The following is an 18,981-nucleotide window of genomic DNA, read 5'->3' as shown; positions in this document are numbered from 1 at the left end:
GGCTCGCACCATTAGTTACCGGCGAGTAGCATGTGGGACATCAACTCACCCATCCGTTGTCGAAGGAGGGGCAATCGTGCCGCGAACTGCCCGCGATGTCGTATTTGTCGACGGGGTCCGCACCCCGTTCGGCAAGGCCGGCAAGGGCCTCTATGCCGAGACGCGCGCCGACGACCTGGTCGTGCGTGTCATCCGCGAGCTGCTGCGCCGCAACCCCGGCCTGCCGCCGGAACGTGTCGACGAGGTCGCCATCGCCGCCACCACCCAGATCGGCGACCAGGGACTGACGATCGGCCGTAGCGCAGCCCTCCTCGCCGGCCTGCCCCGCAGCGTCCCGGGGTACGCGATCGACCGCATGTGCGCCGGCGCGATGACCGCGGTCACCACCAGCGGCGCCGGCATCGCCTTCGGCGCCTACGACGTCGTCATCGCCGGCGGCGTCGAGCACATGGGCCGCCACCCGATGGGCGAGGGCGTCGACCCCAACCCGCGCTTCCTGTCGGAGAAGCTGGTCGACCCCTCCGCGCTCGTCATGGGCAACACCGCGGAGAACCTGCACGACCGCTACCCCACCATCACCAAGGAGCGCGCCGACGCCTACGCGGTGCGCAGCCAGGAGAAGGTCGCCAAGGCCTACGCCGACGGCAAGATCCAGCCCGACCTCGTCGAGATGCTGGTCCGCTCCGCCGAACAGGGCTACGGCCTGGCCACCGCGGACGAGCCCCCGCGGCCCGGCACCACCCTGGAGGCGCTGGCCTCGCTGAAGACCCCCTTCCGTCCGCACGGCCGGGTCACCGCGGGCAACTCGGCCGGCCTCAACGACGGTGCCACCGGCGCCATCATCGCCGCCGAAGAGGTGGCCGCCGAGTTGGGGCTGAACGCCCCGATGCGCCTGATCGACTTCTCCTTCGCCGGAGTGGAGCCCGAGGTCATGGGCGTCGGCCCGGTGCCGGCCACCGAGAAGCTGCTGGCCCGGCAGGGACTGACCATGGACGACATCGGCCTCATCGAGATCAACGAGGCGTTCGCGGTGCAGGTCCTGGCCTTCCTGGAACACTTCGGCATCGCCGACGACGACGCCCGGGTCAACCCCTGGGGCGGCGCGATCGCGCTGGGCCACCCGCTGGCCTCCTCGGGCGTGCGCCTGATGATGCAGCTGGCCCGCCTGTTCGCCGAGCGCACGGACGTCCGTTACGGCCTCACCACGATGTGCGTCGGCATGGGCATGGGCGGCACCGTGCTCTGGGAGAACACGAACTGGGAAGGGAACGCCAAGTGAGCAGCCCGATCGAACAGGCCCGCGCGCTGTTCGGCGACGAGATCGTCACCAAGGCCCTGGCGCGTGACGTCGAACTGCCCTACGGCGCCGGAACGGCCGTCCTCGTCACCCTGGACAACGGCCACGACCACACCAAGCCCAACACCTTCGGCCCCGGCGGCCTGCTCGCCCTGGGCGAGGCGATCGACGCCGCGGTCGCGCGCACCGACATCGCCGCCATCTGCGTCACCGGCAAGCCGTTCATCTTCGCGGTCGGCGCCGACCTCAACGGCGTCCCCAAGATCCGCACCCGCGAGCAGGCGCACGCCATCGGCAAACTCGGCCATGACGTGTTCCGCAAGCTGGGCGAGACCGACATCCCCACCTTCGCCTTCGTCAACGGCGCGGCGATGGGCGGTGGCGTCGAGGTCGCGCTGCACTGCCGGTACCGGACGATCTCCTCGGGTGTTCCGGCGGTCGCGCTGCCCGAGACCTTCCTCGGCCTGGTTCCCGGCTGGGGCGGCACCTATCTCCTGCCGAACCTGATCGGCGCCGAGAAGGCCCTGAAGGTCATCATCGAGAACCCGCTGGCGCAGAACCGCACCCTCAAGGGCCCGCAGGCCTTCGAGCTGGGCATCGCCGACGCGATGTTCGAGCCGGCCGACTTCGTCGAGGAGTCGCTGCGCTGGGCGGCCCGCGTCGTCAAGGGCGAGGTCGTCGTCGAGCGGCCCGAGGTCGACCGCGGCGAGGCGTGGGACCAGGCCGTGGGCAACGCCCGCTTCCTCGTGGAGGGCAAGCTGCACGGCGCGGCCCCGGCCCCGGTCCGCGCGCTGGACCTGGTCGCCGCGGCCAAGGACCGCACCCGCGACGAGGCCTTCGCCGCCGAGGACGAGGCGCTGGCCGACCTCCTCATGAGCGACGAGCTCAAGGCCGGGCTGTACGCCTTCGACCTGTCCCAAAAGCGCGGCCGGCGTCCCGTGGGCGCCCCCGACAAGTCCCTGGCCCGCAAGGTCACCAAGGTCGGCGTCGTCGGCGCGGGGCTGATGGCCGGACAGCTCGCCCTGCTGTTCGCCCGCCGCCTGGAGGTCCCGGTCGTCATGACCGACCTGGACCAGGAACGGCTGGACCGCGGCGTGGGCCACGTCCACGGCGAGATCGACCGGCTGCTCGCCAAGGGCCGCGTCTCCCCCGACAAGGCCAACCGGCTCAAGGCGCTGGTCACCGGTTCGCTGTCCTACGAGGCGTTCTCCGACGCCGACTTCGTCATCGAGGCCGTGTTCGAGCGGATGGACGTCAAGCAGGAGGTCTTCGCCAAGGTCGAGCAGCACGTCTCGCCCGAGGCGATCCTGGCGACGAACACCTCCTCGCTGTCCATCACCGAGATGGCGAGCGGACTGGCCCACCCCGAGCGGGTCGTCGGGTTCCACTTCTTCAACCCGGTCGCCGTGCTGCCGCTGCTGGAGATCATCCGCGGTGAGAAGACCGACGACGCCGCGCTGGCCACGGCGTTCGCCACCGCCAAGGGCCTGAAGAAGACCGCGGTCCTGGTCAAGGACGCCCCGGCGTTCGTGGTCAACCGGCTGCTCACGCTCTTCATGGGCGAGGTGCTGGCCGCGGTCGAGGAGGGCACCGCCCCCGAGGTCGCCGACCGCGCCGTGGCCCCGCTGGGGCTGCCGATGCCGCCGCTGCTGCTGCTCCAGCTCGTCGGCCCGGCCGTCGCGCTGCACGTGTCGGAGACGCTCCACGCCGCCTTCCCGGACCGTTTCACGGTCTCCGAACAGCACCGTCGCCTGGTCGAGGCGGGTAGGACCGCCGTCTTCGGACCGGACTTCCAGATCGACCCCGAGGTGCGGGCGCTGTTCGAGGGCGGGGACAAGCCCTCCTCGGAGGAGGAGATCCTGGAGCGGGCGCTGACCGCGCTGGCCCGCGAGATCCAGATCATGCTCGACGAGGGGGTCGTGGCCGAGGCCGCCGACATCGACCTGTGCCTCATCACCGGTGCCGGCTGGCCGTTCCACCTGGGGGGTATCACGCCCTACCTGGACCGCTCCGGCATCTCTGAGAAGGTCAACGGCAAGCTGTTCCACCCCGACGGTCCCAAGGCGCTGTAGGCGTCCTGTCCCGTGCGGCACGGCCCCGCCTCCCTGCCGGGGGGCGGGGCCGTCCCATGCGCGCCGTCCCACGCTCCGGCTCCCCGTTTCCGGACTCCTTCGGGACACCCTGGGGATCATCCGCCCCGGAACGGGCGGGGCGACCTATCCTGGACGCATGACCAGCCGAAACGGATCGTTCGTGGTCAAAAACCGGCTCCGGTTGACGTGGGAGGGGGCCTGGCTCACCGCCGGCTGCCTCATCTTCGTCATCGCGGGCATCGCCATGATCATCGAGGGCACGACGACCAGCGTGGTGCTCGGGATCGTCGCCGTGGTCCTGTTCGGCGGCGGGGGGTTGCTGGCCGCCAGCCGCGTCCTGTCGCGCCGCCCGGTCCTGGAGATGGACGACTCCGGCGTCTGCGTCACCGTTCCCTGGCCCCGGTCGCACGCCGACGACCACCGGCTGGACTGGGACGAGCTCGCCGGAATCACCGCCTACACCGAACGCATCGAGCACCGCGGCGCCTGCGTGCGCCACCACTACCTGGCCTTCGTGCCCCGTTCCCGGGCCGAGTCCGCCGCGGTGGACTCCGGATCCTCGGACTCCGCCGAGCGCAGCGGAGCCAGCGTCGAGTGCCCCTGGGAACTGCGCTACGCCACGCACATCCGCTCCACCTGGGACCACTCTCCCGAGGAGGTCGTGGCCCAGGCCCGCCGACACCGCCCGGACCTGCCCTTCACCGATCGGCGGGACACCTCCTCGCCCTCGTCAGGCGGCGATTCGCCGGTCCGCCGGGGCGCCAGCGGCGGCTGAACCCAACGGCTCGGGCCGGCGCGGACGGTCACGCCATCCGCGCCGGCCCGAGCCACCTCGGATCCCGCGCCGGCCGGTCAGCTCCGTCCCGACCGGACCAGCTCCTCGGAACGCGCCTCCTCGGGCGCCTCCTCCGACTCGGTGATACCGACACGGTCGTGCAGCCGGCGCAGCGGACCCGGCAGCCACCAGTTCGCCCGCCCCAGCAGGCGCATGGTGGCGGGCACCAGCAGCGCCCGCACCAGCGTCGCGTCGACGACCACCGCCATCGCCAGGCCCAGGCCGATCACCTTGAGGAACAGCAGCTCGGAGGTGCCCATGGCGGCCAGCACCACCACGAGCAGCAGCGCCGCGCTGGTGATGATGCGTCCGGTGCGCTGGAGACCGACGGCCACCGAGTGCGGGTTGTCCCCGGTGCGCAGGAACTCCTCACGGACCCGGCTGAGCAGGAACAACTCGTAGTCCATCGCCAGGCCGAACGCCACGATCAAGATGAGCACGAGATAGGTCGGGTCGAGCGTGCCCACCGGCTCGAAGCCCAGCACCCCGGCCAGGTGCCCCTCTTGGAACCCCCAGATGACGACGCCCAGCGACGCCCCCAGGGACAGCAGTCCCATGACGACGGCCTTGAGGGGCAGCACGATCGAGCCGAAGGCCAGGAACAGCAGCACCAGGGTCGCGGCGACCACGAAGACCAGGGTGGCGGGGACGGCATCGACGATCGCCTCGACGTTGTCGATCTGGCGGGCGGCGGTTCCGCCGACCAGCACCTCCTCGGCCCCCTCGGGCCCGGCCTCCGCGCGCACCTCACGCACCAGCTCGGTGGTCGCCTCGTCGTCCACCTCGCCCTCGTAGCCCACGCTGACCTCGGCGATGTCCTCGCCGGTTCGCTGCACGGCCGCCGACACCGCACCGTCCAGCCCGCCGAGGCGCTCGGCGTAGTCGGCCAGTTCGGCCTCCTCAACCGGTCCGAGAACCGCGATCTCCAACGTGTTGGCCCCTCCGGAGGGGAAGTCCTCGCTCATCATCTCGGTGGCGACCCGGCTGGGGGAGTCCTCGGGCAGGTAGCGTTGGTCGGTGGAGCCGACCTGGTAGGACGTCAGCGCGGCGGCGAAGGTCCCCAGGACCACGACGACGGCGAGCAGGTAGAGCACCGGGCGACGCATGACGCTGTGGGCCAGCCGCGCCCACGCGCCCGCCCGTTCGGCCACCGCGCCCGTCACGGTGCGCCGGGGCAGCGAAAGCCGCAGCGCGTCGATGCGGCGCCCGATGAGGGACAGCAGGGCCGGCAGCACCACCAACGCCGCGATGAGGTCGAACAGGACGACGGCGATCCCGCCCAGGCCGATGGAGCGCATGATGGGCTGCGGGAAGAACAGCAGACCGGCGAAGGCGATGAGGACGGTGACGCCGGAGAAGGCGACCGTGCGTCCGGCGGTGGCCAGGGTCACCGGAAGCGCCCGGCCGACGTCACCGGTACGGTCCAGTTCCTCACGGAAGCGGCTGACCAGGAACAGCCCGTAGTCGATCGCGAGCCCCAGGCCCAGAATCGTGGCGACGTTGACGGCGAAGACCGACACCTCGGTGACGTGGGTGAGGGCACGCAGCAGGGTCAGCGAGCCCAGGATCGCCAGGCCGCCCACGGCCAGCGGCATCAACGCGGCGACGACGCCGCCGAAGATCGCGACGAGCAGCAGGAGCAGGATCGGCAGCGAGATCAGCTCGGCGCGCACGACGTCGCTCTCGGCCTTGGCCGACAGCTCCGCCTCCACCCCGACCGGGCCGCCGACATAGGTCCGCAGCCCGTCGGCCTCCAGGTCCTCCTCGATCGCCGCGAAGGAGTCCATACGCTCCTCCTTGCTGTCACCGGCGAGGGTGATCGCCACATAGGTGGCGTGCTGATCCTCGGAGATCAGGGCGGCGCGCTGAGGCTCGGGCAGGCGCTCGTCGAGATAGCTGGTGACCGAGGCGACCTCGTCCTCGGGCAGCCCGTCGACCACGTCGCGGACGGCGGAGGTGAACTCCTCGTCGTCGGCGCGCAGGTCGTCGCTGCGGTAGAGGGCGATGACGTCGACGGCGTCGTGGCCGAGCTCCTCCTCGATGACCTCGCCGGCGCGGGTGGACTCCGCGTTGGGACTCTCGAACCCGCCGTCGCTGACCTCGTTGAAGAGCCCCGTGCCCCAGATCGCGGCGAAAGCCACGAAGAGGGCGGTGAACGCGAGAATCCACAGGCGCGCCCGATGGGTGAGGGCGCCCAGGGTGGAGAACATGAACCCGTTCCTCGGCTTCCTGTTAACGTTGGGTGAACGGCGAAAACGGTGCGAACACCGTAAGCTTACGGTGTTCACTCAAAAGGTCGCCATTCACTCACCTATGGTGTGAGGTAGGGCATGTCCGGTTCATCCGGATCAAAGTGGGCGGGATAGGTGGCTCCGGTGTACGCACACGAAGCCGGCACGGCAACACCACGGACACGCCGGGAACGGCTACGCGAGGCGACTCTCACCGAGATCAAGGAGACCGCCCGCCATCACCTGGCCGAACACGGCCCCAACGGCGTCTCCCTGCGCGCCGTGGCACGCGACATGGGCATGACCGCCCCCGGCCTCTACCGCTACTTCTCCAGCCTCGACGACCTGATGACGGCCCTACGAGCCGACTTCTTCACCGAGCTGTCACAGACCGTCACCCGGGCCGAGGAGGGCGTCGACCGCGACGACGTGGACGGGCGCATCCTGGCGTCACTGCGCGCCTTCCGCTCCTGGGCGGTCACCCACCGCGCGGAGTTCGCGCTGCTCTTCGCCTCCTCCGCCCCCGAACACCCGGTTCCACACGACAGCGCGGCCCTCGAATCCGGCCGGCGTTTCGCGGCGACCTTCCTGACCCTGTTCGACCGGCTGCTGGAGGAGCGCCGCTTCCCCCTGCCCGCCGAGGAGGACCTTCCGCCCGCGCTGGTCCGCCAGCTCGTCGCCTTCGGCGAGCAGACCCGTTTCACCACCCCCAACGCCTCCATCGGTGCGCTGCGGGTGCTCACCTCCTGCTGGGTGCGGCTCTACGGGCTGGTGTGCATGGAGGTCTTCCAGCACCTGGCGTTCTCCATGGAGGCCATGGAGCCGATGTTCGAGGCCGAGTTGCGCGACATCCTGACGGACTTGGGCGTGCAGTACCGCCCACCCACCCATTGATCACGATCCAGCCCTGAAACGGGTGCTGTACACTCACACCCCTTTGTGCCCGAATAGAGTTGATCGCCACGATTAAAGCTGTTCATGGAGAAGGAAGCTTCTTTGGACACCATCCGCGGCGGCGCCTCCCCAGGCTCCGGCCCGGACCCGATGCCCGACGACGCCCCCCGCGAAGCGCGCACCGCCGGTCCTCCCCCTCGTCTCCCCACTCCCCCGCCCCACCCGTTCCCGCCCCCCTACCTCCCACCGCATCCCGGGGCGGTCGCCCCGCCCCCGCCGCGGCCGGCTCCACCGGACCACCCGCCGGGACCGGCGCTGTGGATCAGCGCCGGCGGTGCCGCCGTCGCCTCGCTGATCTCCCTCGTCGTCTGCGTCGTCCTCGTCGCCGGCTCCCTCAGCTCTCCCGACGGCGCGACCGGCAAACCCGGCCCCGCCCACACGCTCGACCTCACCCTGGTCCAGGCGCCCGGCCCGGCCGAGATCGACCTGGCCGAGCACCCCTTCTACGCGCTGCCGGCCCCCGACGCGGCGCGCTGCTCCCCTCCCGAACTCGATCTCGACTCCGCCGGCTCGTGGGAGGCGTTCACCTCCGCGCTCGGAGCCTGCCTGGACGAGGTGTGGACGCCCCGGCTCACCGATCTCGGCCTGCGCCCGCAGGCGCCGACCTACGTCGTCCTGGAGGAACTGCCCCAGGACTGGCCCGAGGAGGACATCGAACAGGACGGTGTCACGCTCGCCTACTACGAGGAGTGGACGAACACGATCACCGTGCTGCTGCCCAGCATCCGCCAGCTCGCCGGGTACCTCGCCGCACCCGACGACGAGGGGGTCTGGGGCGCGCTGATCGCCCACGAGTACGGCCACTACCTCCAGGCCGAGCTGGGGCTGCTCGGCGTCGTCACCGAGATGGAACTCTCCGCCAAGAGTGAGAGGGCGGCCTTGGCCGTGACCCGGCGCGCCGAGCTACAGGCCGACTGCCTGGGCGGGATCGCCCTGCGGGCGTTCGACGTCTACGACGACGCGCAGGCCGAGGCGATCAACACCGACTTCAACGGCGGCGGGGACTCCGAGACCCACGGCACCACCGACAACCGCCAGCACTGGTTCGAGGAGGGCTGGGACGCCGACAGCGCGGGGGCCTGCAACACCTTCGACGCCGAGGGGCGGCTCGTGCGCTGATCCGAGCCCGCCGGACCGCGCGGCCGGGACCGCCTCGCCATCGTGGCGGCGCGGAGCGCACGCGCGGTCCCCGGGAACGGCCACCGGCAGCGCCACCGGCCGGGAGGCCCACCGCCGACCCCCAGGAGGAGCGCCGTCCCGGCCGGTGACCCCGCCCGCAAGACGTCACATCCGGGCCGCCGGCAGCCTGCGGGCCAAGAAGTCCCGGATGCGCTCCACCGTGCTGTCCAGGTGGCTCTCAAGCAGGAAGTGCCCGCCCCCGGGCACCAGGTGGATCTCGGCGTCGGGCAGGTCCCGCGCGAAGGCACGCGCGCCGTCCGGACCGAAGATACGGTCCTGCGCCCCCCATACCGCCAGCAGCGGGACGCGGCTCTCCCGGAAGTAGGCGTGCACCCGCGGGTAGAGCGGCGGGTTGGTGGCGTAGTCGCGGAAGAGGGCGAGCTGGACGAGGTCATTGCCGGGGCGGCTGATGTCACGGTGGTCGGCCGTCCAGGTGTCGGGGTCGACCAGTTCGGGGCGGTCCACCCCGTGGAGGTACTGCCAGCGGAGGGCGTCCAGTTCGAGGGCGGCACGGACCCCCGGCTCCGTCCCAGGCCCCGGGTCCTTCGCGTAGGCCCACACGGGCGCCCAGAACTCCGGGACGAACCCCTCCTCGTAGGCGTTGCCGTTCTGGGTGATCACCGCGGTGAGCGCCTCGGGGTTACGCAACGCGAGCCGCCACCCGATGGGCGCACCGTAGTCCTGCACGTACATGGCGTAGTCGGTGACACCGAGCCCGGTCAGAAGCTCCGCTGTGATGTCGGCGAGCGCGTCGAAGGTGTAGTGGAACGTGTCGGCGGGCGGGGTGTCGGAGTGGCCGAAGCCGAGGTGGTCGGGGGCGATGACGCGGAACCGGTCGGCGAGTTCGGGGATCAACCGGCGGAACATGCGTGAGCTGGTGGGGAATCCGTGCAGGAGCACCAGGGCCGGCGCGTCGCGGGGTCCGGCCTCCCGATAGAAGACGCGGTGTCCGCGCACGGCGGCGTACTGGTGGCGGATGTCCATCATGGCTAACCCTCAAAATCCCTTAAGGCGGTTATCTCTGTCCCCAGTGGACCGGATCCGAGATAACCTGTCAAGCCAACGAAGAGGGTTAGATGGGGAGGTGGGCGGACGTGATCGACGAAGGAGCGCTGCTCGAAGCGCTGAACAGCACCCCGATGGTGGACGGCCGGCCCCAGGATCTATGGGCCGATGACGCCGTACTGCGGCGATGGGCGCGAGAGCATGGCGGCCCCGCCGACACGTCGGCGCTCGACTGGCTGCGAACGACCAGGGACGTGCTCCAGACCGCCACACGCGGCCCCGTACCCGAGGCGGAGCTACAGCGGATACTCGCCGGCGTCTCCCGGCTCCCCGAGGTCGGCGGGTCAGTCCTGCGGTGGCGTCTCCAGGCACCGCCCGAGCGGCTGATCGCGGTGGAGCTGGTGCTCGCCTGGTACGACGTCCGGGAACGCAGGCCGGGCCGGTTGCGCCCCTGCGGCAACGACGAGTGCCGCCTCTTCCTCCTCGACCGCAGCCGCGCCAACACCGCCCGCTGGTGCTCGATGAAGACCTGCGGTAACCGCCTGAAGGCCCGCCGCCACCAGGAACGCGCCCGCCAGGCTCCGGCGTCCTGACGGACGCACGTGACCGCCCCCGCCGGCACGGTCCACTGCCGGGTTCGGGCGTCTTGCCCCGCCGAACACCGCGCGCCCGACGGCACCACCTGGGGCCGGCCTGTGGGCCGGGCCGGCCGCCGGACACGTCACCGTGTTCTTCCAGCCGGCCCGCGCCCGACGATGGTCACACCCACCGGCTCCGGTCGCGTCCGGGAAAAGGGCGTGTGCCGCCCCGCGCGGGAAGTCGTCGACGTGTCACGCCCACGTCAGCGCGACGGCGGTGATGACGGCCGCGCGGCGGGGCTCAGCGGTCCCGCGCCACCGCCCCGAACGGCGAAGCGCCGTTTCACGACGCCACGCCGCTCTCCTCACCGGCCCGTAAGGCCGGCGGGCGCCCCCGGGAGCCGGCCCGGCCGCCGCGACCGACCGGCCGGGCGCGGCCCCGCGCGGGGAAGGCGGCGCCGCGCCCGAAGATGGACCATCTCCCGGCCGCGGTCGGGTACCGGCCCGTGGCCACCAGGGCGAGCGGACCCCCGTCACGGGGCGGATGGTGCACCGGTCGGCCCGCTTCGGGACCGGCCGGGCAGCGGACCGTGGCGCCCGGCCGAACGCGCCGTCCGCCGACGCACGCGGATGCGCCGACCCAGGACCCGTTCCGCTCGGGCGTGACCCGCCCCCTCGATTCCGCCGGAGCATCCGGCCTTGGCCGCCCCTGCGAGGTCCGGGACGACGACGACCCCACGCGGTCCCGCTGGACGTCGGCCGGTCCGCGACGACCCACCACGGACCGTGGCGATCCGCCGGGCGCGGCCGCGCCGACGACGCGCCTAACGCCCGATCGCGTCGTAGAGCTCGCGCCAGCCCGCGAGCTTGACCCGCTCGCCACGGCCCAGCTCGGCGCCCCGGGCGGCCTCGGCCGCGTCGATCGCCAGCCAGTCCTGGTAGTCGGTCACGACGGCGCCGCGCCCCTGGAGGAGGTCGTCCAACCCGTCCAGGGCGGGCGCCTTCGCCACCAGCGTGGGAGCGTCGGCCAGCAGGGAGCGGACGGTCGCCGCGGCGTCGGACTTGTTGGTGCCGATCACCCCGGAGGCGCCGCGCTTGAGCCAGCCCGCGACGTAGTCGCCCACAACAACCTCGCCACGGCTATCGAGGACCCGGCCCTCGCTGTGGGGGACGGTGCGCGCCGACGGGTCGAAGGGCACCCCCGGCAACGGAACGCTGGCATAGCCGATCGACCGGAAGACCATCCCGACCGGCAGGGACTCGGTCTCGCCGGTCCCCACCAGGCGCCCCTCCTCGTCCAGGCGGGTCCGCTCCAGCTCGACCCCCTCGACCCGGGTGGCGCCGTGGACGGCGATCGGCCGGGTCCAGAAGCGGATCTCGATCCGGCGCGACCGGCCCAGGGGCGCGCGCCCCGCCCACGAGCCGAGGATCTCGATATTGGTGCGCGCCGCGCGGGCCGCGTGCAGCATGGCCTCGCTGTTGAGGTCCACGTCGACGTCCGCGGAGCGCACCGACACGTCGGCGTCGCGGAGACGGCCCAGTTCACGCAGCTCGTTGGCGGTGAACTTGGCCTGCATCGGGCCCCTCCGGGCGAGCAGGTGGATGCGGCGCACCCGGCTGGCCGCCAAAACGTCGAGGACCGGCTGGGGGATGTCGGTGCCCCGCAGCTCATGGGCGTCCTTGGCGAGGATGCGCACGACGTCCAGGGCGACGTTGCCCGCGCCGACCACCGCGACCTCCTCGGCGTCGAGCAGGAAGCGCTCCACCTCGGAGTCGGGGTGGCCGCAGTACCAGTTGACGAAGTCGGTGGCGGCGACACTGCCGGGCAGGTCCTCCCCCGGGACCCCCAGACGGCGGTCGACGGTGGCCCCGGTGGCGTACACGACGGCGTGATAGGCGCGGGCCAGGTCGGCCCGGGTGACGTCACGCCCGAACTCCACCCCGCCGACGAACCGCACGTCCGGGTGCTCCAGGACCCGGCGCAGCGAACGGGCCACTCCCTTGATCGAGGTGTGGTCGGGGGCGACGCCGTAACGTACCAGGCCGTAGGGGGTGGGCAGGCGATCGATGATGTCCACGGCCACGGGCTGGCGGGTCTGCCGCGTGAGGGCGTCGGCGGTGTAGATGCCCGCGGGGCCGGAACCGATCACCGCTACGCGCAGGAGGTCGGGAGTGGTCATGGTCCTATTGTCGCCCACCCCGGCCCTCGCGGTCGCGGCGGTGATCCCGTGGGCAGGGCGACGCCCCGCCCACATCGGACTACTGGGCCGGCTCGTCCTCGCGGGAACGCTCGGTGTGGCGCGCGACCGTCTCGGTGAGCTTGCGGGCGAGGTCCTGGGAGGTCAGCCCCATCTCGGCGAGGATCACGTCGCGCTTGGCGTGGTCCAGGAAGTCCTGCTCGATCCCGAAGGTGCGGACCGGGATGTCCAGGTCGGCGTCGCGCAGCGCGCGCGCCACCGCGTCGCCGACCGCGCCCACCCGGCCGTTGTCCTCGACCACGGCGACGACCCTGTGCCGGGCGGCCTCCGTGACCAGCGCCGGGTCCAGCGGCTTGACCCAGCGCGGGTCGACCACGGTCACCCCGATCCCCTGGTCGGCCAGCCGGTCGGCGGTCTCGCAGCACGTCTGGGCCATCGAGCCGACCGCGACGAGCAGCAGGTCCTCGGTCGCGCCGGTGTCGCCCGCGCGGCGCAACACGTCCATGCCGCCGGCCTTGCCGATGGCGGGGATCTCCGGGGCGACCGTGCCCTTGGGGTAGCGCACCACCGTGGGACCGTCGTCGACGGCGACCGCCTCGCGCAGCAGCTCGCGCAGCCGCTGGGCGTCGCGCGGCACGGCCAGGCCCAGGTTGGGGACCACCTGGAGGATCGACAGGTCCCACATGCCGTTGTGGCTGGCGCCGTCGTCGCCGGTGATGCCGGCGCGGTCCAGGCAGAAGGTGACGCCCTGACGGTGCAGCGCGACGTCCATCAGAACCTGGTCGAAACAGCGGTTGAGGAAGGTCGCGTAGACGGCGACGACCGGGTGCAGGCCCCCCATCGCCAGGCCCGCGGCCGAGGTCGCCGCGTGCTGCTCGGCGATGCCGACGTCGTAGACGCGGTCGGGGTAGGCCTCGGCGAACGGCGCCAGGCCCGTGGGGTGCAGCATCGCCGCGGTGATGGCGACGACGTCGTCGCGTTCGGCGCCGAGCGCGACCATCTCCTCGCCGAAGACCGAGGTCCAGCTCAGGCCGGACTTGGGCTTGGCCTCACCGGTCTCGGCGTCGAAGACGCCGGTGGCGTGGAACTGGTCCTCCTCGTGGTTCTCGGCGGGGGCGTACCCCTTGCCCTTCTGCGTGATGCAGTGGACGATGACCGGGCCGCCGAAGGCGCGGGCCCGGCGCAGCGCGCGCTCGACCGCCTGCTCGTCGTGGCCGTCGATCGGCCCGAGGTACTTCAGGCCGAGGTCCTCGAACAGCACCTGGGGCTGGATGGCGTCCTTGAGCCCCTTCTTCAGCCCGTGCAGCGCCTCGTACAACGGCGGGCCGACGACCGGCGCGCGGTTGATCGCGTTCTTGGCCATGTCGAGGACCTGCTCGTAGCCCTGGGTCATGCGCAGGGAGGCGAGGTGGTCGGCCAGGCCGCCGATCGTGGGCGAGTAGGAACGGCCGTTGTCGTTGACGACGATGACGACCCGGCGGTCGCGCCCCTCGGCGATGTTGTTGAGCGCCTCCCAGGCCATGCCGCCGGTGAGCGCGCCGTCACCGATCACGGCGACGACGGTGCGGTCGGTGCGGCCGAGCAGCTGGTTGGCCTTTGCCAGGCCGTCGGCGTAGGACAGCGCGGTGGAGGCGTGGGAGTTCTCGACGAAATCGTGCTCGGACTCGGCGCGGGAGGGGTAGCCGGACAGTCCGCCCTGCTGGCGCAGCCGGCTGAAGTCCTGCCGCCCGGTGAGCAGCTTGTGCACGTAGGACTGGTGTCCGGTGTCGAACAGGATGGGGTCACGCGGGGAGTCGAACACGCGGTGCAGGGCGATCGTCAGCTCCACGACACCCAGGTTGGGGCCGATGTGCCCCCCGGTCCGGGAGACTTCCGCGATGAGGAACTCCCGGATCTCATCCGCCAGCCGGGGGAGCCGGTCCACGGCGAGTTTCTTCAGGTCGTCCGGATTTCCGATCGACTCGAGCAGCGTCACTCTCGTCATTCCCCTCGTCTGCGGAATCTGTGGCGGGCCGACCGGTACGGTCCCGGCACGCACTGCCAACCGAGTTTAAAAGCAGCCATGGGCGTCTTTTGCCCGAACCTATCTCAATCGGACTGCGCCGTCCCCGTGTCCGTGTCGAACGCCCAACGACGCATCCGTGTCAGTTCCTCGGCGATGCCCGCCGCGCTCCAGTGCGCGTTGAGACCGCTGGGGTTGGGCAGGACCCACACCGGGGTGTCGGCGATCCGCTCCGATTGGAGGCCGACCTCCGCCCTGGGACGGCCGAACGCCTGCCGGTAGGCGGTCACCCCCAACACCCCCAAGACGGCGGGCCGGTAGGTCCTGAGACGGTCGGCCAGCACCTCGCCCCCCTCCTTCAGCTCCTCGCCGCTCAACTCGTCGGCACGCGCCGTGGCCCGCGCCACCAGGTTGGTGATGCCCAGCCCCCACCCGGGAAGCAGGTGCTGCTCCTCGGGGCGCAGCAGACGCGGGGTGAAACCCGAGGCGTGCAGCGCCGGCCAGAAGCGGTTGCCGGGCCGTGAGAAGTGGTGGCCCGTGTAGCCGGAGTACAGCCCCGGGTTGATCCCACAGAAGAGCACCCGCAGGCCGGGGGCCAGCAGGTCGGGGATCGTCGTACCGTGTGCGGCGGCCAGGTCCGCCTTCGTGGGTCGTCTCATAGGGGTTCCAGACTATGAGACGCGCCCCACCGTCGGCGCCAGGGGAATTCCCCATCACGACAACGACCGGGCCAGCAGGACGATCCCCGAGAGCGTGACCACCACCAGCAGCGCGGCGCGCAGCCGCTCGCCGTCCACGGCGCGCCGGAGGGGTCGGGACAGCAGGAACCCCGCCACCACGAACGGGACGAGCGCCACCCCCGCCACCACCTGACGGTCGGACACCTGTCCCCCCAGGGCGAGCGCGGCCAGCGAGAGCAGGGCCCCGACGGCGAAGTAGCCGGCGAGGGTCGCGCGAACGCGCGGGCCGGCCGCGTGCTGGTAGACCAGCGCGATCGGCGGCCCACCGATCGACGTCGCGGTGCCGGTGACCCCCGAGACCAGGCCGGCCAGCCCGAGGGTTCCCGGTGTGGCGCGCAGCCGGACCGCGCGCACCGTCAACGCCACCGCCACCAGGACCATCACGCCGACCACCGCCTCCAGCTCGGCGGCGGGAAGCACCGCGACGACCCAGACGCCGGGAAGGGTGCCGACCAGCCTGCCCAGCAACGCCCAGGAGAGCCCCGGCAGGTCGGCGTGGCGCCATTCGGTGCCGATCGTCAGCAGCGGCAGCACCGCCGAGACGACGAGCATCGTCCCCGGCATCAGTTCGGGGGCCAGCATCGAGACCACGGGGGCCGCGACCAGACCGACGCCCAGGCCGACACCGCCCTGCACCGCGGCCCCCACCAGGACCGCGGTGCCGGCCACGAGAAGGAAGGTGAGATCCGGCATGGGCAGCGACGCTACTCCCCCGCCCGAGGACACCTGCGGTGGGGGCGGGACCGCGGGGGCGCGCCGCGGGTGCAGGATCGGAACGTGAAGATGCTCTCCCGATGCTCCGTCCCGTCCTGTCTGCTGCTCGCGTTGCTCCTCGTGTGCGCCGGCTGCTCCCCCCGATCCGACGTGCAGCCGCCCCCGCAGGACGCCGGCTTCGACTACCAGATCGGCGGCCCCTACCCGGCGGCGCAGGACGCGCGGATCGTGATCCGGGACCGTCTGGCCGAACCGGAGCCGGGACGCTACAACATCTGCTACGTCAACGGCTACCAGGCGCAGCCCGGCGAGGAGGAGGTGTGGCGCGACGCGGACGCCGACCTGTTGCTGAGCGACGCCCAGGGCGAGCCCGTGATCGACACCGACTGGGACGAACGGCTCCTCGACCTGTCCACCCCCGAACGGCGCGACGGGATCGCGGCGATCGTCGGCGGTTGGATGCGCGGCTGCGCGCAGGCCGGTTTCGACGCCGTCGAGGTGGACAACCTCGACTCCTGGACCCGTTCGGCGGGGCTGCTCTCCCGCGAGGACGCGCTCGCCCTGGCCCGGTTGTTCGTGGAACGGGCCCACCGGGAGGGACTGGCCATCGGCCAGAAGAACGCGGCGGAGATCGCCCCGCAGGCCGCGGCGGCGGGATTCGACTTCGCCGTGACCGAGGAGTGCGCGCGCTACGACGAGTGCGCCACCTACACCGCCGCCTACCCCGGCCGGGTCCTCGACATCGAGTACCGCGAACAGGACCTGCGCCGCGCCTGCGCCGGCGCCGCCGAGGGCGCGTCGGTGATCCTGCGCGACCGCGACGTCCTGCCCGACTCCAGCGCCGGGCACACGCGCGCGACCTGCTGACCCTCGCGCGACGTGCGGAGGCACCCCCGGAGAGGAGGGTGATCCGGGGGTGCCTCGAAAGACCGGCCGGGTCCGCCGGGTGGAGGGGTGGGCGGTGGCACGGCCGGCCGGCGGCCGGGGCCGTGGGCCCCGGCGCGGTCGGGGGTCAGCCTCTGGCGTGGGCCTTGCGGCTGCGCCGGGAGACCGCGTCCAAGACGACGGCGATCAGCAGGACCACCGCGGTGATCATGTAGCGGACCGAGGAGTCCATCTGGAGCAGGTACAGCCCTGACGTGATCGCGCCCAGCACCAGACCGCCGAGCAGGGCGGAGTAGGCGCTGCCACGACCACCGAAGAGGCTGGTGCCACCGATGACCGCGGCGGCGATCGCGAGCATCAGCACGTCGCCGGCACCACTGGACTGGGTGACCGCGAACCCGCGGGAGGCCGCCAGGATGCCGCCGACCGCCGCGAGCGTCGACGCCAGGGCGAACACCGAGATGCGGATCAGGTCGACGTTGATGCCGGCGCGCCGGGCCGCCTCCGCGTTGCCGCCGACCGCGAACACCATGCGGCCGTAGCGGGTCTTGCGCAGCATCAGGTCGAACACGACCACGAAGCCGAGGAAGATGAGGAAGGCCAGCGGGATGCCCTTCCACAGGTTGAGCACGATCACCGCGCCGAACACCGGGATCGCCAGCAGCACGGTACGGACCGCGACCTCCAGCACCGACTTGGCCGGCAGGCCCGCGGCGGCGCGGCGGCGCTCGCCGAGGAAGGTGCTGGCGAAGTAGACGCCGACCGCGCCGACGGCCAGCAGCCAGCCGATCCAGGGCACGAAGTAGGTCTGGGTCAGCGACGCGATCACACCGTCGTAGGGGACGTTGATCGTGCCGTCGGAGCCGAGAAGGTAGAGCTGGACGCCCTGCCAGCCGATGAGACCGGCCAGCGTGACGACGAACGCGGGCACGCCGACCTTGGCGAAGACGGTGCCGTGCAGGACGCCGATGAGGGTGCCGCTGAGGACGGCCAGGGTGATCGCCGCGATCTCGTTGATCCCCTGGTTGACCGCGAGCACCGCGAGCACCGCGCCGGCGACGCCCGAGACCGAGCCGACCGACAGGTCGATCTCACCCAACAGCAGGACCATGATGACGCCGCACGACATCAGCCCGGTCGAGACGATCTGGAGGGTCAGGTTCGACAGGTTCTGCGGTGACAGGAAGTTGGAGTTGAGCGACTGGAAGACCACGCAGATGATGACCAGGCCGATGATGACCGGCACCGGTCCGAGCTCTCCACCACGCAACCGGCGCAGGGCGCCGGAGACCAGGCCGCTGGGCGAGGCCGCGTCCACGATCAGCCGCGGATCGCGGGCACCCACCTCCTGCTTGGCGACAGGGGTTTGCTGGGCCATCACGCCTCCTCCGATCCCGGCACCGTGACGCGACCGGCGCGACGCGACACGGGGTTGTCCGCGGCCCCCGTGATCGCGGCCACGATCTCCTCGTAAGGGGTGTCCTCCACCCGGAAGTCGCCGGCGTTGCGGCCGAGCCGCAAGACGACGGCCCGGTCGGCGACCGCGCGCACGTCGGCCATGTTGTGGCTGATCAGGATGACCCCGAGCCCCTGGTCGCGCAGCCGCTCGATGAGGTCGAGGACCTGGGCGGTCTGGGCGACGCCCAGCGCCGCGGTCGGCTCGTCCAGCATGACGACCTTGGGGTCGCCCAGCAGCGAGCGGGCGATCGCGATGATCTGGCGCTGGCCGCCCGACAGGGAGGCCACCGGCACGCGCAGGCTCGGAATGCGCACCGACAGGGAGTCGAGCAGCTCCTGGGCGCGCCGTTCCATCTCCAGTTCGTCCAGCAGACCCGCCGAGGTCCGCTCGGCACCGAGGAAGAGGTTGGCGACGATGTCCAGGTTGTCGCACAGCGCGAGGTCCTGGTAGATGGTGGCGATGCCCAGTTGCTGGGCGTCACCCGGACGGTTGACCGTGACCGGCTTGCCCTCCCAGCGGATCTCGCCGGTGTCGGCGGGGTTCACCCCGGCGATCACCTTGACCAGCGTGGACTTGCCGGCGCCGTTGTCACCGAGCAGGGCGACGACCTCGCCCGGGTGGACCCGCAGATCCACCTCGCTCAGCGCCTGAACCGCGCCGAATCGCTTGGAAATCCCGGAGAGCTCCAGGATCGGTTCGCTCATTGTTCTTCCTAACCCTCCCCCGGCAGGGGTCGACGTGCGGCGCGTTCGCCGTTGCCCGTGAGGACGCCGGGCGGGTGGGGGCCCGGCGCCCTCGGCTTTTCACGGAA

General features: G+C 71.8%; 15 protein-coding genes. 7 read left to right on the top strand and 8 right to left on the bottom strand.

Annotation, left to right across the window (positions count from 1 at the left end):
* Positions 1-76 precede the first annotated feature (76 nt).
* From B5D66_RS15985 to B5D66_RS15975, 3 genes are all read left to right on the top strand, one after another.
* On the top strand, positions 77-1,279 hold the full coding sequence (locus B5D66_RS15985; protein ID WP_078762539.1) for a thiolase family protein: 1,203 nt from the start codon (positions 77-79) through the stop codon (positions 1,277-1,279).
* Complete coding sequence (locus B5D66_RS15980) at positions 1,276-3,369, top strand: 3-hydroxyacyl-CoA dehydrogenase NAD-binding domain-containing protein (protein WP_078762538.1); 2,094 nt, start codon at positions 1,276-1,278, stop codon at positions 3,367-3,369. The genes B5D66_RS15985 and B5D66_RS15980 overlap by 4 nt, the downstream gene beginning before the upstream one ends.
* Before the next feature lie 157 nt (positions 3,370-3,526).
* Complete coding sequence (locus tag B5D66_RS15975) at positions 3,527-4,165, top strand: STM3941 family protein (RefSeq protein ID WP_078762537.1); 639 nt, start codon at positions 3,527-3,529, stop codon at positions 4,163-4,165.
* A 77-nt stretch (positions 4,166-4,242) separates the two neighbouring features.
* On the opposite strand, the gene B5D66_RS15970 is transcribed toward B5D66_RS15975, so the two are convergent.
* Positions 4,243-6,435, bottom strand: a complete 2,193-nt coding sequence (locus tag B5D66_RS15970) for an MMPL family transporter (protein ID WP_078762536.1) — start codon at positions 6,433-6,435, stop codon at positions 4,243-4,245.
* A gap of 165 nt (positions 6,436-6,600) precedes the next feature.
* Between B5D66_RS15970 and B5D66_RS15965 the strand changes: the two genes are divergently transcribed.
* Together B5D66_RS15965 and B5D66_RS15960 are read left to right on the top strand one after the other, a co-directional pair.
* Positions 6,601-7,350, top strand: coding sequence for a TetR/AcrR family transcriptional regulator (locus tag B5D66_RS15965; RefSeq protein WP_200813664.1), 750 nt, complete (start codon positions 6,601-6,603; stop codon positions 7,348-7,350).
* Between the two features lie 102 nt (positions 7,351-7,452).
* On the top strand, positions 7,453-8,529 hold the full coding sequence (locus B5D66_RS15960; protein WP_078762534.1) for a neutral zinc metallopeptidase: 1,077 nt from the start codon (positions 7,453-7,455) through the stop codon (positions 8,527-8,529).
* 165 nt (positions 8,530-8,694) lie between these two features.
* Here the strand turns inward: B5D66_RS15960 and B5D66_RS15955 are convergent, their stop codons facing one another.
* Positions 8,695-9,576, bottom strand: coding sequence for an alpha/beta fold hydrolase (locus B5D66_RS15955; protein ID WP_078762533.1), 882 nt, complete (start codon positions 9,574-9,576; stop codon positions 8,695-8,697).
* A 107-nt stretch (positions 9,577-9,683) separates the two neighbouring features.
* Here B5D66_RS15955 and B5D66_RS15950 point away from each other — a divergent pair, with 107 nt between their 5' ends.
* On the top strand, positions 9,684-10,187 hold the full coding sequence (locus B5D66_RS15950) for a CGNR zinc finger domain-containing protein (protein WP_078762595.1): 504 nt from the start codon (positions 9,684-9,686) through the stop codon (positions 10,185-10,187).
* 809 nt (positions 10,188-10,996) lie between these two features.
* Here the strand turns inward: B5D66_RS15950 and B5D66_RS15945 are convergent.
* From B5D66_RS15945 to B5D66_RS15930, 4 genes are all read right to left on the bottom strand, one after another.
* Complete coding sequence (locus tag B5D66_RS15945; RefSeq protein ID WP_078762532.1) at positions 10,997-12,352, bottom strand: FAD-dependent oxidoreductase; 1,356 nt, start codon at positions 12,350-12,352, stop codon at positions 10,997-10,999.
* A 79-nt stretch (positions 12,353-12,431) separates the two neighbouring features.
* The gene (gene dxs / locus B5D66_RS15940; protein WP_078762531.1) at positions 12,432-14,345 is read right to left on the bottom strand and encodes a 1-deoxy-D-xylulose-5-phosphate synthase; all 1,914 of its coding nucleotides are present in this window, start codon (positions 14,343-14,345) and stop codon (positions 12,432-12,434) included.
* A gap of 113 nt (positions 14,346-14,458) precedes the next feature.
* The gene (mug, locus tag B5D66_RS15935; protein ID WP_078762530.1) at positions 14,459-15,031 is read right to left on the bottom strand and encodes a G/U mismatch-specific DNA glycosylase; all 573 of its coding nucleotides are present in this window, start codon (positions 15,029-15,031) and stop codon (positions 14,459-14,461) included.
* A 54-nt stretch (positions 15,032-15,085) separates the two neighbouring features.
* Positions 15,086-15,805, bottom strand: coding sequence for a TSUP family transporter (locus B5D66_RS15930; RefSeq protein WP_078762529.1), 720 nt, complete (start codon positions 15,803-15,805; stop codon positions 15,086-15,088).
* A 90-nt stretch (positions 15,806-15,895) separates the two neighbouring features.
* Here B5D66_RS15930 and B5D66_RS15925 point away from each other — a divergent pair, with 90 nt between their 5' ends.
* Positions 15,896-16,693 carry an endo alpha-1,4 polygalactosaminidase gene (locus B5D66_RS15925; protein ID WP_078762594.1) on the top strand — a complete coding sequence of 266 codons (798 nt, stop codon included), beginning with the start codon at positions 15,896-15,898 and terminating at the stop codon, positions 16,691-16,693.
* A 145-nt stretch (positions 16,694-16,838) separates the two neighbouring features.
* Here the strand turns inward: B5D66_RS15925 and B5D66_RS15920 are convergent, their stop codons facing one another.
* Both B5D66_RS15920 and B5D66_RS15915 read right to left on the bottom strand, forming a co-directional pair.
* On the bottom strand, positions 16,839-18,089 hold the full coding sequence (locus B5D66_RS15920; protein ID WP_078762528.1) for a sugar ABC transporter permease: 1,251 nt from the start codon (positions 18,087-18,089) through the stop codon (positions 16,839-16,841).
* Positions 18,089-18,874, bottom strand: a complete 786-nt coding sequence (locus B5D66_RS15915) for an ATP-binding cassette domain-containing protein (protein WP_078762527.1) — start codon at positions 18,872-18,874, stop codon at positions 18,089-18,091. The genes B5D66_RS15920 and B5D66_RS15915 overlap by 1 nt, the downstream gene beginning before the upstream one ends.
* Between the last annotated feature and the right edge of the window lie 107 nt (positions 18,875-18,981).

Source organism: Marinactinospora thermotolerans DSM 45154 (genome assembly GCF_900167435.1).
Taxonomy (GTDB): Bacteria; Actinomycetota; Actinomycetes; order Streptosporangiales; family Streptosporangiaceae; genus Marinactinospora; species Marinactinospora thermotolerans.
This window is presented reverse-complemented; position numbering and strand designations above follow the sequence as displayed.

What these genes read in the sequence shown, in the direction of transcription:
- B5D66_RS15955 (WP_078762533.1), bottom strand. Translation starts at nt 9,576, where the DNA reads ATGATGGACATCCGCCACCAGTACGCCGCCGTGCGCGGACACCGCGTC.
- B5D66_RS15930 (WP_078762529.1), bottom strand. Translation starts at nt 15,805, where the DNA reads ATGCCGGATCTCACCTTCCTTCTCGTGGCCGGCACCGCGGTCCTGGTG.
- mug (WP_078762530.1), bottom strand. Translation starts at nt 15,031, where the DNA reads ATGAGACGACCCACGAAGGCGGACCTGGCCGCCGCACACGGTACGACG.
- B5D66_RS15915 (WP_078762527.1), bottom strand. Translation starts at nt 18,874, where the DNA reads ATGAGCGAACCGATCCTGGAGCTCTCCGGGATTTCCAAGCGATTCGGC.
- B5D66_RS15970 (WP_078762536.1), bottom strand. Translation starts at nt 6,435, where the DNA reads ATGTTCTCCACCCTGGGCGCCCTCACCCATCGGGCGCGCCTGTGGATT.
- B5D66_RS15945 (WP_078762532.1), bottom strand. Translation starts at nt 12,352, where the DNA reads ATGACCACTCCCGACCTCCTGCGCGTAGCGGTGATCGGTTCCGGCCCC.
- B5D66_RS15920 (WP_078762528.1), bottom strand. Translation starts at nt 18,089, where the DNA reads ATGGCCCAGCAAACCCCTGTCGCCAAGCAGGAGGTGGGTGCCCGCGAT.
- B5D66_RS15975 (WP_078762537.1), top strand. Translation starts at nt 3,527, where the DNA reads ATGACCAGCCGAAACGGATCGTTCGTGGTCAAAAACCGGCTCCGGTTG.
- B5D66_RS15925 (WP_078762594.1), top strand. Translation starts at nt 15,896, where the DNA reads ATGCTCTCCCGATGCTCCGTCCCGTCCTGTCTGCTGCTCGCGTTGCTC.